Below are 16610 nucleotides of genomic sequence, written 5' to 3' on the forward strand. Positions count from 1 at the left end.
TTGAGTTTTATTGGGAAATTAAATTCTTCTACAGAGTATATCCATTTGGTCCACGGTGGCAGATCGGGCGTCTCTGGAAAGCCTAGGACCATTATTACATAGAGCTAAGTAACAATAAAAGTCAGAAATCAGCAACATAACCATGCAATGAATATTAAGTTGTAGTAGCTCATATCTGATCTTAATGTTTAGGTGATAGACTAAACTTCATTTAACAGGCAGCACAGGAGGTGGTGGAAATGGTTTAAACCATTCCTCATGAACTTTGCAGTTTTCGCTGTTTGGCTCTGGGAATGCCTGTTTTACTCTAACGTGAAGCGGCATCGATACACAATTACCAAATATTAGGGCCTCACCCGGAACAGATTGCTTGATCTTATTTGCGAAGTCATCTGAAAAATACGGAAGGATGGCATAGACGTACTTCATATCTATTTCATTCTGTATTCGGTGAATTATGAAATTTGAGCATTGTGATAAAACTGTCTCAGATAATTCTGACGGACGTTGAGAAGATATCAGCAAATACAATGCGTATTTTCTGCCTTCACGAGCTATCTGTTCGAAAATATTTTCTCGGAGAAGGTATTTCGAATCTTTTTTAATATAACGGTGAGCCTCGTCTAGTACGAGATGTATAGGTCTTTCACGTCGTGCATTACCTTTTAGTTTTCTTCTTGAAGAAAAGTTTATTCTTGATGTTACAGAAGTTAATGTCTCCAGAGCATCTTTAGACAACTCGCTGGTATCGATAATTACCATGTTGGTTTGAGCTGGTACGGCTAGATTTGATTGCCACAGCCAATCAAGATAATTATTGATATTGGTAGTCTCTATTGGTGCTTGCCGCATAAAAGCACAATCTGGGTTGTCTAAGAAAAAATCTAATCTTGTCATCATCGTAGAGGTATATTCCCTTACTCGCCCATTACCTCTAGCATCTTCTTCCAGCAATGTTAAATTTGCGGCCTGCTTCAAAAAGCGATAATCAAAATATTCTTCACCCGATGCTCTGAAATCCATAACCTCTCGAAGAGTAGCATCGTCAACTTTATTTCTCACTCCCTGTAAAGCCTTCTTCAGCTTGTCTTTATTTTCACCAAAACTGATTGTGCAACTGGAATACAGGTTTTCTAAGTCGGTCAGTATTCCTTCATCCGTGCAGGCTCTATTCAGGTTTGCATCAAGCTTAATAAGGTTCACAATCCCATAAATGATACTTTTTGCAGCAGTGATGATTGCTGTTTCGCTATCTCCCTGTGCATGCAGAGTATGGAGCAGGTTGCAGATCTTAAATCTAAGATAGTTAATTAACTTTTGCCTCTGCTCTCCATCACGAGTTGAGATCATATAAAATTTATAGCTTTCCTGAAGCACTTTGTCCCAGAAAGGACGTTGGGTCGCATCCGTCGCCATCAGAAATGCACTCCACTCATCAATGTTCATGAGAAAGTGGGGAAGATAAAACGGCTCAAAGCCTTCTTCTGCTTCATTAATGTTGGGTTTGAGAAGCCTTACTTGTAAATTGGGGCCTATTTCATGTCCAGTAAAGGCATTCTTATATTCTCCATTCACATCAAAAATCAATATCCGCGAACCAATGGCAGAGTTATCTTTTTTCTTGTGAATGTCTTGGATGATGTGCGCTATTGTATTTGACTTACCACTGCCAGAGTTGCCCAACACTGCCGAATGAATATTGAAAAATGCATTGACTGATATGTTTATTGGGTAGTTGATTAAGTTTTTACTCTCACCTAGATAGAAACTTTGGTGAATCGACGCGTTCAATTCCTTGTCTTTAGTTGTATGAAGAATAAGTTCCATATCTTCAAACGTAACTACAGTTACCTCGCTGTAAATACCGGGGAAAATTCCTACACCAAGATTAAATTTTCCAGTTCTTGTGATAGTGCCGACAGGTTTTAACAACAGTTCCCTATTGCTATCAATGTCGTAAGCGGCAGAGTCTAATTTCATATCGCTATCAAAAATTGACACAACTTCACATATTAACTGCTCACCAACTGAGTTTGTTGTTTTTAGATAGCTACCAATGTTGCCAAAATAATAGACCACACCAGCGAGGTTTATAGAATTACCTCTAATGTCTGAAGAAATTTTGACTCGGAACTGGTTGAAGTTTACTGAAGTGATCTTTCCAATTTTCATTTTTTATCCCCGACCGCCTTCATTGACTTTATAAACTCTTCTAGTATTTCGCTATCCTTACTACGGTCTAAATCGGGAATGAAATTATTCACAATGTAATTGAAATAATGAATTTTTTCTTTTTTAGGATCTGAGTTTTCATCAATAGGAACTTCTACCTCTCCTGATATTTGATAAATACGTCGGTCTGTCAGTCTTGTAAGATTTTCAGACGGATGATAATTACCAAAAATAACCACACTAAGGCTGGAGTTTGCTGCGAGTGCTGCATAGATAGCATTGTTGATATGTTCATCACTAAAGCTATATCCAATTACTATTAATACACCATGCTGGAGTAACAATTTGTTTTGAAATTCTCTGATGAGATCTGCATAGGGTGAACCTAAGCTCTTGTTTTGTTTCAATGGTGTGGGGTAGATCAGTACATTTTTACCATTAGGTTCTTGATTCGGAATAACGTCAACTTCTTTGATATTAAAAAACGAATTGTCATCCGACTCTATCCAACTAATCGAGCCATGTAGCTTGTAAAGATATACCATGTTTTCTAATGGCTCATACTTTTCAACGCTAGGATCAACTTTTCTGGAAAAGGTAAAGGAGAAACGTGCAGGATTAAACGTGCGCGACAAGCCACTACTAAAACCATTATTGTAGTTAATGTTGAGAAAACCCAACGCTGTTTCACTTAACAAATCATTGTTTGTCGTAAATACATTAACCCTAGCTAAATCTTTGTTTCTTAGAGCTAGTTTTTGATAAAGTTTTTTATATAAATCGAGAGAAAGCTCTGCCTGCGCTGAGGTGCAATCTATATTTATAGATGAATAGATCTCAGTCTCTATAAGGTTAATTAGGAAGTCATTGAGGCTATCAGATTGACCGACACCTTTTAGGTATTCACGCTTTGAGTACAGTGTACCAAGTATGTTTTCTAGGTTCTTTGGAGAAACATCTTTCGCAGATTTGAACCGTTTTTTTAACTCATCATGCGATGGGTTTTCTGGAAGAAAAGCTAACTGGGTCATAGTTTGTGTAGCTTCTACTTTTTCAGTTACTTTACCAATTAGTGGTGCCATTGCAGGTATGGCATCAGAACTTGCACCAGCACCCAATAAAAAGTGAAGATTTTTTATGTTGGTAAGATCAGAAAGTTTACTCCTGATTTTTTCTATACCATCTGCAACACTATCATTTTCGCCAAACAAACTCTCCTGACCTTGTCTGAATATAAGGTAGTCTTTCGCAAATTTCTTATCTTCACTCATGACATCAACTCCCTTTAATTAATTTTTACTCATCGCGATTCCTGAATGAGAAACTGAATCCGGTAACTCGATAAGATACTTTTTTCTATATTTAGTATGATATTAGGTGGTATTACGAATAAAAATACAAGACCTATATTTAATCAAATGAACAGACAAAACTTATTCAAGCTCATCAACTTAATCCAATACATTCAAACCACTTCAATTTCCGTCAATCAATAGCCTTTAAGCTTCTATACTCTTCAAACGCAAACCGATCCGTCATACCACTAATGTAATCGATTAATAATCGAGATCTGTAATACAACTCTAAAATTTTATCTTCATCAGAAACGGTTTCTTGTTCGTGTATGCTTTTCACGCTGTCGCTGTAATGGCGTTTATGTTTGTTGGACAAATCATGATACAACCTTGTCTCAATAGGACATGGTTTCAAAAACTCGGTTTTGGAAAGGGACTTAAATTTTTCATAATCTAACTTAAGAAGTGGCATATAAGCATCAAGTAATCCTGATATTATCGTATGGCCTTGTAACTCTAAACGCTCTACTTCTTTAGCAGAAAAAACATATTTAGAAGCAACATCTTTCAAAACTTCTGTTGCTAAGTGAAATTCATCATTGCCATCTAACAAAGACTCATCAAGCGTCCCATCGAACACAGCTTCATGATTTTCAATATATCTGTCAGATGCATAATTAGCTAATTCATTAACCAAGATAGTTCTTAACGTAAGAATGTATGAATGGTTCTTATTGTGAGACTCTGACTCATATCTCTTGTATGCCTTTTCAGCAAGATTTGGCAAATATCTTTTTTTGACTACTTCGTTATCAACTTCTTCATCATCTAAATAAGAATCCCATATATCGTTTATAGCTTTATGAAGCTGATCTACATTTAAAATGCCTTTATCTAACGCATCATCAAGATCTGCAATACAGTAAGAAATATCATCAGCAGCTTCCATAATGTATGTCAGCGGGAATCTATTGCCAGATTTAATATTTAAGTTATTTTGAAGCGCTTTAACGTACTTTTCTTCAGAGTAGTAATAACCGGGCTTTTTCTTTCGATAGTAATAACGATCACTTTTATCAGTAGGCTTTGGTTCGTAAGCAGGTCGGGTATATTTGATTAGACAGGCTACTTGTGAAAAAGATAGGTTTAAGTCTTGCAAACTATGTAGAAGTCTAATGGCTTGCGCGTTACCTTCAAAACAAAGCAGGTCTTTTACTAGTATATTATCCTTAACCTCATCCCCGAATTTTTCAGTGAAAACATTCAACAGTGACGTTTCAGACCACATGTTTATGGCTTCTTCTCCAAAATGACCAAAAGCTGGATTTCCAACATCGTGCAGCAAACATGCGATTTCAATAGCACTGGTAAAGCCATCTTTTTTATCGTCTAATCCTAAAGCTTTTAATTTTTCAGCTTCGTTTAACTTTTTTAAAACCAGTTTTGCGATATATCTACCAACTTGTTGAACTTCTAAAGAATGAGTTAAACGACTTCTAACCGCAGCATTGGATTCTAGAGGGAATACTTGAGTTTTTTGTTGCAACCTTCTAACAGCAGCAGAATTAATTGAACGCCCCCGATCTGACTCCATTTCTTCATCAAATGTTTCTTTAGGAGCCGTAGATGCTCGAAAGCGTTCATGCTTTAACTTTTCGTTATAATCCATACTGAAATTTCCCTTAATATTGTTATTACTCAAAATAAAAACTTTACAATTCCCACAAACATTATGAATGTTTGTTCAATATCTATCTCTGTTGGGGCAAGTGTCGTTAATTTAAACCAAGTTTTCGTTTTATATCGAGAGGTATGTCATTCAACAACCTTCCATACAGCTCTTCACAAGTATTCTGAAGTAATTTTTTATTTTCATTCGTTAGTTTTATAGTACTGTTTTTTAACTCTTCTTTAGTCTTATGCTGATAACCTTTGTTAGGCTTATCTAATCTAGCTTCTTTAGATTTATGTAGCTCCTTATTTGTCTTATCATAGTATTTGGTCAACGCTTCAGAGAAGGTATTACTATTAAACAATGGCTGAGACTCTTTTCCAATTTTTCTACCGACTTCTGCCTTTGAAATAGTCCAGTACTTTTTAACCTCATAACTTCTTTTATTAGGATGCCCACTGATGTAGCGTAACTTTTCCTCTTTAAGATTATTTATCGCTTTGTAAGCTTCTTCAGCAGTGGGATGAAGCTTGATCCATTCTAACTTCTTATCTACTTCTGTACTCTCAGGCTCTTGGCTTCTTTCTTCTTTCAATAAGAAATCATCGTAATAATTATTACTCATTTGGGAGCCTCCTCAGAGCTGACAACCATTTCGATTGTTTCATTTAAGAAATCAATATATTTTTGATAAGGTGATACATCGTGATTTTTACTCAGTTCTTTTATACGTTTGAGTGCCAGCCTAACAGTCACTAAATGCGCCATTTTGATAAACAGAGGGAGGTTTGGGTTTCTACAAGCTTCGACATCTGGTTTGATATATACAACAATGCCGTTGAAGTTTCCCTCTTCGATATCACCGTTGATACAGCCCAAGCAAAGGCTAGGTTCAGCTTTGTGCCGCTGAGGTGTACCATCTTCTGAGCACTTAGCGTGGACAAATGTACCCTTTCGTAATACACACGTATTCCAAGGATTAACTTTAATATCGATTATTCTGTCATTCGAAACTTTGTTTGTTAGTTTTTCATACTCTCCGTGTGTTTTAACATGAGTAATAGCAACAGCTTTATTTATGAACCGATCAAACAGACCAGAATAATGCCTTCTTTCATCATTAAGACTCTTGATTCTATTTCTTACAATATGATTTATTGTTGTTCTCTTGGCGACCTGCATTAAAGCTTTAGCTTCTTTCCCCTTCAAATATGCATGAAAAAACGTTCATCGATGTGTTTGAAATTTGCTCGAATAAACTTGCCTATGTCGCCTTTATATCGCCTCAAGACAGCTTCGGCCCATACATGCCTTAATGCGTGAGGAGTTGCGTTAAATATTCCAATTCTAAGTTCATCTATTATGGCTCTTATATCTGAATCGCTGATATTTTCACGAGTTACTCTTATGTATTCCAAAGTTTCTTGAGATAAGCGATTTTCGAGTATTTCAATTGCAATCTCATCAAGTTCATCATTGATATAACGTCTGATGGTTTCTGCAAAACGTAAGTGTTTCTGATCAACCGTATAACTTCGAGATATTAATTCTAGGACTTGGTTATCATTTCTCAGCTTATCTCTTAGTTCTTGTAGATTCTGAATTATTGCACTATTCAAATCGTATTTAGCAGACAAATACTGCTTTCTTTTAAATTCTACTAAATCACAATGAGTATCCTTAACCATTAGTAGTTCAAGTTCATCAAGTTCTAAAAACGTTACGTATTTTTCAGGAAAACTCTGCCAATGTCTTGCTACCATTCTACTGACATGACTCTCAATTAGCGTAGCTTCTCCAAGTGTGGCAGAAGTCAACGCAAAACCGTTGTCATTTGTTGCTGTAAAGGCAGACAATTGCTTAATTAGAATTGCAGTTGATAACGTTATTTCTCTTTCTAGTAATGTCTCGCCATTTGTCTTTGGTGAAATCCACTTAATATAAAATCTGAACGGTGAATATACAGCATCTGAAATTTCTTTATTAACAGCAGAATTTAACGATGATTCAGGAAAGCCATATTCACTCGCTCTCCAACCAGTATAAGCAACCATAGCCGTTACACCAGCAGCTTCGACATCCCTGAAAAAACTCCCCATTTTGACATTAGTTCTATCACGAAATAGATCTAAGTATTCGTCCAGAAGTGCAACTGCTTTCTCTAAATCTAAAGTTTGTTCGCTTAAAACTTTGTCACAATGCTCATCGAATTCTTGTAATGAAAAGTCGACCTTAAAGCCTGTGTTATCACTATTAATACTCGCAGCATATTCTGACAGTATATATTCTCTTTTTTTTAGCTGACTATCATAAAAGCGAGAAAACATCAGTGCTCTTACAAACTCATGTGAATCAAAACGAGTTTCATCTAATTTTAACTCTAATATTATTTTATTAAGCTTATCTATATTAAACGCATGATACTTCAAAACTATTTCGTTAAATTTAGTGGTAATTAAATTGCAGAGCTGCTCTTTATTTTCATTAAATAACGCATCCCATTTAGATTGATTTCCTTTCTCTTCTAAATCAAACCCTAGTTCAAAAACAGAACAACGAAGAGCTGTAGCAAAAACAATATGTTGCTCAAAGAAGCTTGCACAATAATCAACATAATGTTTACCCACATCCAAAGTTAAAAAATCAAATGTTCCTCCATTTTTGTAATCTGCCAAAGTCATACCCATTTGTGATAGACATGCTGAATTAAACGCCTTATTTAAATCCTCCTCATGGATATTAGTAACAACACTTTCTACACTATGAAGGCGTAAAGTTCTTGTAATACTTGATAAATTAAACATTTTAAATCGAGAGCCATAAGCGGGAGATGACAGGCGTCTAACAAAAGCTTTGTCTACAAAATCGTGAGTTAGAGTTAAACTAAAGAAGTCCTCCAGCTTGGATTCATCAAGTAATTTAATATTATTTTCTCGAAGATACGCAAAAAGCATTCTTAGCATTTCCAAATGCCAAACACTTCTATAGTCCAACGAGTTATTGTGCCTTTGCTGTAAAAAGAGCCACTTGGCAAAGTCTATGATCGTTAAATTAATAAACTCTCCGACTTCAAATTCAATTCTAATACTTGATTTAAATTTTAAAATTTCATTATTGAAGTCGCTAAAATCTAACGTTGCATACAAATTTTCTGCTCTGGCAGTGGTTGAAGAAAAAGGAATTACCCATTTATCACTTATAAAGGAAGCGTGTCCTTTAGGGTCAATTAAACGCAACATGTCATTACAATGCTCTACGAACCTAGATTTAGAGTTGTTGATATTGCTGACCGAACTAACCAAACTATTCACTTAGTAACCTCCTGTAAATGCGGTAAAAATAGGTGGCAGATCTTTCTTATACTTCTTATAAAGCTTCTGACCTTCAATGACCGTTTCTTTACTAAACAATCTGTTTGATAAAACCGTCTCTATCCATTCTGCCGTGGGTAACGCCTCTAGAAACAAATATTCTGGTGCGCGTTGAAAGATTTTTTGATGGCTGCGTTCTAATTCGCCTAAATAGTGTAAAAGCTTAAGAACAGTTTCAGGTGAATCAACAAGATAAATATTGTCAGGCAGACTACCTTCACTGCCTTCATTAGATACCAAGAAGCCAAGGCCGTTGACCTTGCCATTACTTTTGCCAGTAACTACTTTTAATAGCGCCAAGGTATTATCTGCTCTTAGTTTAATCGCTTGTAAGGCACTTTCTATTGTTGTGTTATATTCAGAAACTTCTGACTTACTGGGCCTTAAGACATTCAAAGAAATATCATTCATAACAGTGCGAGTGATTTTTCCGCAGTTATCTATCCAAGTTTGATTGTCTTCAGTACGATAGTTAGTACGTTCTGCCTCATTTGTATGAGAGTTGTAATTAGTAATTCGACTTGGGTCAAAGTTATCTGATTGAGAGTGTACTCTTGAGTTCTTTACAGCTTCAGAGCTAAAAATTCGAGTCACCGTTGGTGTTTCGCAATTTAAAAGCCAGTTAGTATTTTTTCTCTCATAATTCTCTTTTCGAATACCTTTTTCGCATATACCTACAACGCACTCGATGAATACGGGTGAAACCTTTTCTTTTGATAAATGGGTATTTATCACGTCACGAATACAAAATTTTCCCAAGAACTTGAAGAACAGTGAGATGCTTGCTGTTCTTCCCATCTTGGACTGTAATGAACCATCATTATCGATTAACTTACAATCAACTTTAAGTCTATCTGTTCGGTCATTTAGAAACGCTAGAATAGAAGTGCCTAATAACGAATTTCCTTCAACCGTTTCAAGATCATGGTAGCTTTTAGAGCGAGACTTAAAATAGTCTGATTCTATTTGAGTAACTTCCCCTGTTTGTCTTTTTGAAAATCTTAAATCACTCAATTTTATTTTAAACAAATCATTATATGGAACCGTTTGGTATGACATTAATAAAGCAAATAAGTAATTTTCCCCTTTAGAAATAGGGATCTTTTTATGTCTTTCAGATGAGTATTCTACTAGCTCTTGAATAAAGTCAGGATTAAATAAAAGTGAATAATCCGTGACCTGACGAAAAACTGTGACTCTTTTATTCGATATCTTTGTTGTTTGGGCTGCTATTTTTCCACCATCCCAAAATTCATCCTTCGCAAACTGATGTGCCTCTTCTACACATTGAGAAAAAATTAAAGACTCTAAAGCGGTATTAATAATGCTATCTGCTGTGATTCCAGTAAGGAGATTTCTCAGTTTCTCAAAAAATTCTCTTTGATTATTTAAAGTAGTATTTTTAAATGCCGCTTCATCTACACGAAACTGTTTACTTTTGCGACCTCCGCTATAATTATCTAGATGAGGGCGAATCAACTTCGCAGGAAAGTAGTTTGGTTTAACCTTTTTCTTGTGAAATAAATCAATAAGCGCGTGTTTTGCTTTATTAATTTCAATTAATGCGCTGCTTATTGTAATTTGGAATGACCGCATCAATAATTTTGGTGATCCAGCTCTTTGATATAGCTGTGACCCAACACCGATATCGTCTCTTCTTAACCAAGAGTGAAATCCAAAGTAATCAGTAAGTGTAGTTTGATCACTATCATCACTAGCTGCGGGTTTATTTTTTGATAGAAGATCTAGGTATTTATAATCATCTGATGCAAGTAATTCATTACCAAATGGTACATAATTAAGCGCTTTATTTATCAGTCGTATTAATTCAATCATTCCAGTGCTTTGAGTCTTCACTCCATCGTTTTTAACCCGGTAAGATTCAAAACACTTTAAAATGTTTACGCGATTTAATTGATCTACCTTAAGTGCATTCAAGTAACTCATGAATTTAGGGACGGTATAAGACAATGCTTGACGATTACCACTAGTCCCCTCATCAAGAACAAAAGTTATATAATTGGCAGCGTATAAAGCCGAAAATATTAATCGCTTCTCGTGTGATTCTAAATCTTCAAGAGTTACGATTTGCGACTTTGCACCCTCATATTCGGGAACAATAAATTTATCAGTCTCAAATGGCTCAAATTCAACAGCTCTAACCGTTTGTTTACTTGAAAACTCTGCCAGCATTTCAGCTTGTTGTTTTAATAAGCTCGCTTCTACACTATCCATTTGAGCACTCCAAGTATGATTTTTCTTGATCAAGCTTTTCTTTTACAGACCTAATGTATTTTCTCGTTGTTGTCGGAGCATCTTTGCCTTGAGTTTCATGACCTAATAATTCTGCAACTAGTAAATATGGTCTAGATAAGTGCGTAACATTTTCAAGCTCAAGTCCATCCTCTTCAACCGCATCATGAAACTTATCAGTACCGTAAGAATGTCTAAGGATGTGGTATGTATGTTTTTCGTCTAACAAATGAAGGTATGTTGGTAATAATCCTTCCTTTTGTTTGTCAATTACCAAAGCACGTGTATCTTTAAAATCTCTAGATCCTTGGTATTCCTTTATTCCATGTACAGTACGACTTGCAGGATCAGTCAAAAACAAACTATCTTCACCACAATCGGGTCTTTCTGTCTCGTAATAAAGTTTAAAACGCAACATGACGTCACGTGGAATATAAATCCACCTAGAAATGCCGCCAACACCACCTCTGCGGCCTTTAGTATATTTACCTTGAAGCCAATACTTGAACTCTTGCTTTTGTTTGTCTATGCGCGTATTGAGTTTTAATTCTGTATCTATTTCCTTGAAAAACGATTTCAGACCTAAATATGATTGACCACCAACTTTAAAGTCATTAAGTAATAATCCCATATTTTCCTGCGTACGTAGGCCACATTCTCCACCTGCCCGCAACGTACATTCTACTCGAAGACTTTTAGCATTGGCATAAAGTTCAGCCCGCATACGTGGAGACAGATACTTAATTACATTTCTTCTTTTTGTATTGTCCCTTGCAATAGATTTTTTATCGTCTTTTACACGGATCTCTTTAATGTTGGTAAACCCATTGAAAGCCAAATAGTTGTAGTAATACGTCAAGCCTGAAACTGCTTTCTCGACCATCTTCTCGCTGGTATTGCTCTCCAGAATCAAAACGTTATTTATATAATAATTGAGGATTTCTTCAGGTAAGTTATGGTGTGTACTTAGAGAAATTGAAGGTGAGTTTTCTGAATAACTTTCAAGCCACAACAGAAACTTTCTTAACTCGTAAAAGCATTCGGTAATTTTTGTTTTTGATAATGTTACTTTATTAAGCTCTGCATCTTTTATTCTTCGCTTTCCAGACCCATCTACCCATGTTAATTTGTATACTTGTCTATTTTTATAAAGTGAATGTAAATATAAGTTGGGTAGCAACAATGGAATACCATCATCGTCACACACCATCTTTGTTTTATATTTTTCACTTTGAAAGTTATACATCATCTATTTCTCATACCCAATCTAATTACATACTAATTTACCTTTCCAACAAAAGATACATTTTTATCTTTTTTAGTGGGTGTCCATTTCCCTTCGGGCACGGCGGTGAAATTGCGCTCAATTATATGATGCATCAATACGGCGGGTTTGAAGGCAACGGACAAACCTTTAGGATCATTACCCAGCTTGAGCCCTATACCGCCGAACACGGGATGAATTTATGCAGAAGAAGCGTATTGGGCTTGGTAAAATACCCTAACTTTATTGATGCTCTTCATAGTAAGGGGCCCGTGCCTGAACGCCCTGTATCACTTCGTCAGGTTAAGGCTCACGACTGGCACCCGCCCAAGGGTCTGTTTCGCTGCGATGAGTCTCTATTCGACTGGCTGCTTTCGCCATTTAGCAATCAAGATAAAGACACGTTAATGCAGTTTACGCCTAAATCCTCAGGCCACAGCAAAACGCAATTTAAATCTTTCGACTGCTCAATTATGGAGCTCTCTGACGATATCGCCTATGGCATTCACGATTTAGAAGACGCCATTGTTATGGATATGGTCAGCAAGCATCATTTTGTTGATGATGTGACCATACCACTTAAGGCCCTTGACGTGCCTTGGTTATCAGACAATATAGAAGAGTTAACCAACAAACTATTTAGCGCAGCACATCACGAAAGAAAAAATGCTATTGGGGCACTGGTAAATAGCTTTATCACGGCCATTGAAATTAAAGGTGTGGAGGGTTTTGCTCATCCGTTACTTGCGTTCAACGCCGTGATGCCGGAAAAATTTGCAGAAGCCTTGGAGCTATTTAAACGTTTCGTGTTTAACAAAGTAATACGCCGCCCTGACGTTCAGCTTCTTGAATATAAAGGGCAACTGGTGGTTATGGAGCTATTTGAAGCATTTGCGTCAGATCCCGACCGCCTTCTCCCTGAAAACACACAGGAGCGCTGGCGCAAAGCCTGTGAGAACGGTAATGGAATGCGCGTTCTCGCCGACTATATATCAGGTATGACGGATGAATTTGCCTCTCGCTTATACAGTAATATATTTTCCCCTAAACAAGGCGGCATTCAAGATAGTTTGCATATGTAATACCAGTCCGCATAGATAATTACCCACTCAGCGAGAGTTAAAATGTTCGTAATCGCGGCGTGTTACCGCAGGTATAGTGGTTCTACATCAAGGTGACACAACAAAGAGTACGGACATTTTAAACTCGCCCTTCGGGAAGGTCTGGCAAGCTTCCTAGCTTCATTCTGGGAATTTGAAAGGGAACAGCCATTCCTGCGTTCCCACGCTTCGCTAGGAAACTTGCCAGCGCCTTCTGAGTGGGCACTTATCTATGCGGATTGGTATAAGATTGTTTGCTCTTCAAATTTTAACTTTACTAATTTAATTGAAATAAAAAGGCCGGACTCACGGTCTTTTTGCTATATCGAACTCAGTAAATAACAACTTTATTGAAACTTACTCTTATCATTTACGTAGTGAACAGTATTCAGTTGTCTAGACGACGTTAAAGTAAGTCTGCCATTTTCCAATAGTAAGGTGATGTAAATGCCAAAACCATTTAAACCCTCAGTGAAGTTGAACGAAAGCCATGTGACTGATGAAAGCGTTTATATGAATCGCCGTTCATTGCTCAAATCTATGGGCTTTGTGGGCGCGTCCACACTGTTAGCAAAGTCTGCGGGGGCTGCCGGTTGGTTTTGGGAAGATGAGGAAGAGAAAGCAGCGTTTAAAGGAAAGGCGCTTGAGTTTAGCCAACCACCCAAGTTCCAAATAACGGAAACCCGTACGCCTGAAGATAAAGTCACCAGTTACAATAATTTTTACGAGTTTGGTACTTCTAAAGACGCACCAGCCCAAAATGCGACTGAATTTCAAACCAACCCGTGGACGTTAAAAATTGATGGCATGGTGAAAAATCCCATTGAGCTTGATCACGATGCCTTAACAAAACGCTTTCCATTAGAAGAGCGTATTTACCGTTTGCGCTGCGTTGAAGCATGGTCAATGGTAGTGCCATGGATTGGGTTTGAATTGGGTGCTTTACTCAAACAAGCTGACCCGTTGATGTCGGCTAAATATGTAGCGTTTGAAACCCTATACGATCCAAAACAAATGCCTGGCCAGCGAAGTCGCTTTACCGGTGGCGGTATTGATTACCCTTACGTGGAAGGTTTGCGACTTGATGAAGCCATGCACCCGTTAACGCTCATGTCGGTTGGTCTTTACGGGAAAACTTTGCCACCTCAAAATGGCGCCCCCATTAGGCTTGTTGTACCTTGGAAATATGGCTTCAAGAGCATTAAGTCTGTTGTGAGAATTCGACTTACCGACAAGAAGCCTCCTACCACATGGAATAGACTAGCCGCCAACGAGTACGGTTTTTACGCCAATGTAAATCCAAACGTATCACATCCACGATGGAGTCAAGCCAGTGAACGTAGAATAACCACGGGCGGGCTTCTCGCAAGAAATCGTATCGACACCCAAATGTTCAACGGCTACAGCGAAGTTGCGCCGCTTTATAAAGATATGGACTTAGCGCGTTATTATTAACTTTGCTGTAGCTAGACAATAAACTCATCAATTTGCACGGGCATGTGTGCTGAATTAGCGTTGTTTTTACGACATGCCTGCCGTGACACTAGTAGGTTTCATCATTAATGACATGTAGAAAAAAGCCCTTTCGACTTACCCTCTGGCAGCGTCGCGGGCTAAAGGCCTTTATTCACATATTTGCTCTGGGTTACATCACATGGCTGTTTTTCGCAGGCGTTACCGACCAGCTTGGTCCAGATCCTGTCAACACGCTTATGAACGAAACGGGAACCTGGGCAATTCACTTTCTGTTGCTAACACTTACCCTAAGCCCACTTGCAAAATGGCTCCCAAGCCCTGAACCGATGCATTTCAGGCGCATGATTGGGGTTTACACCTTTGTGTACGCCTTTGCACACCTTTTCACATATGTATTCTTTGAATTACAGCTTGATATGGCGTTAGTCGCTAGCGAGCTAGTAAGTAGACCCTACATAATCGTTGGCATGGTAGCGTTACTTCTTCTTTTTGCACTCACCGCTACGTCGTTTAAGCGTATACAGCGCATCATGGGAAGAAAGTGGCAAAAGCTTCACAACAGCATTTACCTGATACTGCCCCTCGCACTTCTTCATTTTAGCTGGTCGCAGAAAACGTTTTGGCAAGAGCCAGTTTGGTATTGGGTGTTGGGATTGCTTCTAATGAGCCCAAGAATGAAGCATTGGTATGTTACGTACCAAAAAAAAAGCCAAAAGAAGTCTAAAGACAAAAGCGCGGTGGCGAGAGAACATTAAAGCCGCAAAACTTATTAAACAAGCACATAAAGCAGCGCAGCATAGCGTGCTGTTTTACTTATGGTCACGGCGAGCATAAAGAACCATAGTGGGCTTCTGAGTACACCCGCTACAAGCGTAATCGGATCACCAATAATAGGTACCCAGCACAAAAACAAGCTCCATTTCCCCCACTTTGTAAAAATATCACTTGCGCGTTTAAACGCCGCATCGCTTACTTTTAACTTTTGCGTCGCAATTTCTTTTCCGAACCTAAAACCCAAGACATAATTAACCACCGAGCCAAGTACATTTCCGACAGAAGCTATAATGAGCAGCAACGGGCCATTTAAGCCACTACTGTATAAAGCGCTCAGGACAACCTCAGAACTAAAAGGCAAAATAGTGGCAGCTAAGAATGCCGACAAGAACATGCCTACATAGCCTAAATGTATTAACGCGCTCAATTCTCCTCCAATTCTATACAGAAGTTTTCTATGTGAAATTCGCGCGCATATTACCTCAACACGCGTCTGAATGCTTCCTTTAGAATACGGCACAACGAAAAAACCATTATCTTTTAGATAGTTACTGAAAAACGACCAATTTGTGTGAAAAAAGTACAACTAAATGCTTGCCAAACCGCCCTTTTATTAATACTGTATACACATACACACTGTATATGCGAACAGTATTTATAAACAACGGTATTTCTTAAGTCTTCTTCATAAGCTTGAGGGCAAATACACAAGGGGTTTTACAATGAACACATCTTCAGTTTCACGATTCAATGCTTTGCGCGCTTCGGTTTCAAATGTAGTTCAACTTCCTTTACCTATTGAAGGGTTTCCTGGCGAAAAACAAGGTAATGGAAAAGGAAGTAACGACAAAGGTTGGAATTATCTGCTTTCAAACACGGTATCGTTTTCGAAAACCGTAGATCACGCTATTCGTATTCAAAAGCCTGAAAAAGAAAAAATGCCAGAATGGATCAGCAAACTTATTACTGGTGGACAGTGTAAAACCCTGTATGTAGAAAACATCGACTTGGATCTTCAGCCAACAGACAGTGAAATGATCAGAAAACTTTGCAAGCTTTACTCAGTAAGCTTGGTTAATGTACGTGTTGACAGTTTTAACGACGAAAAGAATGTTGCATTAGGCCCGTGGTAAGAGTTGCCTTATTAATGCCTAGTTACGCTAAGTAATAAATTAGCGTTTATATTCTCTCACTTCTTAGGCACGGATTGCCTGAACTCGATTAATACACCAA

The 16610-nt window shown here is 37.8% G+C and carries 12 protein-coding genes and 1 pseudogene; 4 read left to right on the top strand and 9 right to left on the bottom strand.

The annotated features are described in order from the left end of the window. Positions 1 to 207: 207 nt before the first annotated feature. The 8 genes from ACM0P2_RS11585 to ACM0P2_RS11620 all read right to left on the bottom strand — a co-directional run bounded on the left by ACM0P2_RS11585 (position 208) and on the right by ACM0P2_RS11620 (position 12012). On the bottom strand, positions 208 to 2172 hold the full coding sequence (locus ACM0P2_RS11585; RefSeq protein ID WP_130051672.1) for an ATP-binding protein: 1965 nt from the start codon (positions 2170 to 2172) through the stop codon (positions 208 to 210). After that, complete coding sequence (locus tag ACM0P2_RS11590; protein ID WP_130051673.1) at positions 2169 to 3443, bottom strand: SIR2 family protein; 1275 nt, start codon at positions 3441 to 3443, stop codon at positions 2169 to 2171. Before ACM0P2_RS11590 ends, ACM0P2_RS11585 begins: the two co-directional genes overlap by 4 nt. A 214-nt stretch (positions 3444 to 3657) precedes the next feature. Continuing rightward, positions 3658 to 5136, bottom strand: coding sequence for a dGTPase (gene dgt, locus ACM0P2_RS11595; RefSeq protein WP_130051674.1), 1479 nt, complete (start codon positions 5134 to 5136; stop codon positions 3658 to 3660). Positions 5137 to 5242: 106 nt separating this feature from the next. Beyond that, the gene (locus tag ACM0P2_RS11600) at positions 5243 to 5764 is read right to left on the bottom strand and encodes a hypothetical protein (protein ID WP_130051675.1); all 522 of its coding nucleotides are present in this window, start codon (positions 5762 to 5764) and stop codon (positions 5243 to 5245) included. Further along, positions 5761 to 6348: a hypothetical protein gene (locus ACM0P2_RS11605; protein WP_419226615.1), complete on the bottom strand. Its 588-nt coding sequence runs from the start codon at positions 6346 to 6348 to the stop codon at positions 5761 to 5763. Before ACM0P2_RS11605 ends, ACM0P2_RS11600 begins: the two co-directional genes overlap by 4 nt. Beyond that, positions 6345 to 8450, bottom strand: coding sequence for a hypothetical protein (locus ACM0P2_RS11610; protein ID WP_419226616.1), 2106 nt, complete (start codon positions 8448 to 8450; stop codon positions 6345 to 6347). The genes ACM0P2_RS11605 and ACM0P2_RS11610 overlap by 4 nt, the downstream gene beginning before the upstream one ends. Further along, complete coding sequence (locus ACM0P2_RS11615) at positions 8451 to 10745, bottom strand: hypothetical protein (protein ID WP_130051677.1); 2295 nt, start codon at positions 10743 to 10745, stop codon at positions 8451 to 8453. Next, positions 10738 to 12012: a hypothetical protein gene (locus tag ACM0P2_RS11620; protein WP_240701318.1), complete on the bottom strand. Its 1275-nt coding sequence runs from the start codon at positions 12010 to 12012 to the stop codon at positions 10738 to 10740. Before ACM0P2_RS11620 ends, ACM0P2_RS11615 begins: the two co-directional genes overlap by 8 nt. An 86-nt stretch (positions 12013 to 12098) precedes the next feature. On the opposite strand from ACM0P2_RS11620, the pseudogene ACM0P2_RS11625 reads away from it, so the two are divergent. From ACM0P2_RS11625 to ACM0P2_RS11635, 3 genes and pseudogenes are all read left to right on the top strand, one after another. Then, positions 12099 to 13109, top strand: a pseudogene (locus tag ACM0P2_RS11625) (anti-phage deoxyguanosine triphosphatase); the annotation flags it as partial. A 465-nt stretch (positions 13110 to 13574) separates the two neighbouring features. Continuing rightward, the gene (msrP, locus tag ACM0P2_RS11630) at positions 13575 to 14582 is read left to right on the top strand and encodes a protein-methionine-sulfoxide reductase catalytic subunit MsrP (protein ID WP_173359960.1); all 1008 of its coding nucleotides are present in this window, start codon (positions 13575 to 13577) and stop codon (positions 14580 to 14582) included. 107 nt (positions 14583 to 14689) lie between these two features. Then, positions 14690 to 15358: a sulfite oxidase heme-binding subunit YedZ gene (locus ACM0P2_RS11635; RefSeq protein ID WP_159117704.1), complete on the top strand. Its 669-nt coding sequence runs from the start codon at positions 14690 to 14692 to the stop codon at positions 15356 to 15358. 14 nt (positions 15359 to 15372) lie between these two features. Here the strand turns inward: ACM0P2_RS11635 and ACM0P2_RS11640 are convergent, their stop codons facing one another. Beyond that, positions 15373 to 15771 carry a YqaA family protein gene (locus ACM0P2_RS11640; protein WP_159117707.1) on the bottom strand — a complete coding sequence of 133 codons (399 nt, stop codon included), beginning with the start codon at positions 15769 to 15771 and terminating at the stop codon, positions 15373 to 15375. A 328-nt stretch (positions 15772 to 16099) separates the two neighbouring features. On the opposite strand from ACM0P2_RS11640, the gene ACM0P2_RS11645 reads away from it, so the two are divergent. Beyond that, positions 16100 to 16510, top strand: a complete 411-nt coding sequence (locus ACM0P2_RS11645) for a deoxyguanosinetriphosphate triphosphohydrolase (protein ID WP_159117703.1) — start codon at positions 16100 to 16102, stop codon at positions 16508 to 16510. Positions 16511 to 16610 lie beyond the last annotated feature (100 nt).

The organism is Alteromonas sp. OM2203 (assembly GCF_048517045.1).
Classification (GTDB): domain Bacteria; phylum Pseudomonadota; class Gammaproteobacteria; order Enterobacterales; family Alteromonadaceae; genus Alteromonas; species Alteromonas gracilis.

Excerpts from the sequence above, each read along its gene's own strand:
- ACM0P2_RS11585 (WP_130051672.1), bottom strand. The coding sequence starts at position 2,172 with ATGAAAATTGGAAAGATCACTTCAGTAAACTTCAACCAGTTCCGAGTC.
- ACM0P2_RS11590 (WP_130051673.1), bottom strand. The coding sequence starts at position 3,443 with ATGAGTGAAGATAAGAAATTTGCGAAAGACTACCTTATATTCAGACAA.
- dgt (WP_130051674.1), bottom strand. The coding sequence starts at position 5,136 with ATGGATTATAACGAAAAGTTAAAGCATGAACGCTTTCGAGCATCTACG.
- ACM0P2_RS11600 (WP_130051675.1), bottom strand. The coding sequence starts at position 5,764 with ATGAGTAATAATTATTACGATGATTTCTTATTGAAAGAAGAAAGAAGC.
- ACM0P2_RS11615 (WP_130051677.1), bottom strand. The coding sequence starts at position 10,745 with ATGGATAGTGTAGAAGCGAGCTTATTAAAACAACAAGCTGAAATGCTG.
- ACM0P2_RS11620 (WP_240701318.1), bottom strand. The coding sequence starts at position 12,012 with ATGATGTATAACTTTCAAAGTGAAAAATATAAAACAAAGATGGTGTGT.
- msrP (WP_173359960.1), top strand. The coding sequence starts at position 13,575 with ATGCCAAAACCATTTAAACCCTCAGTGAAGTTGAACGAAAGCCATGTG.
- ACM0P2_RS11635 (WP_159117704.1), top strand. The coding sequence starts at position 14,690 with ATGACATGTAGAAAAAAGCCCTTTCGACTTACCCTCTGGCAGCGTCGC.
- ACM0P2_RS11640 (WP_159117707.1), bottom strand. The coding sequence starts at position 15,771 with ATGTTCTTGTCGGCATTCTTAGCTGCCACTATTTTGCCTTTTAGTTCT.
- ACM0P2_RS11645 (WP_159117703.1), top strand. The coding sequence starts at position 16,100 with ATGAACACATCTTCAGTTTCACGATTCAATGCTTTGCGCGCTTCGGTT.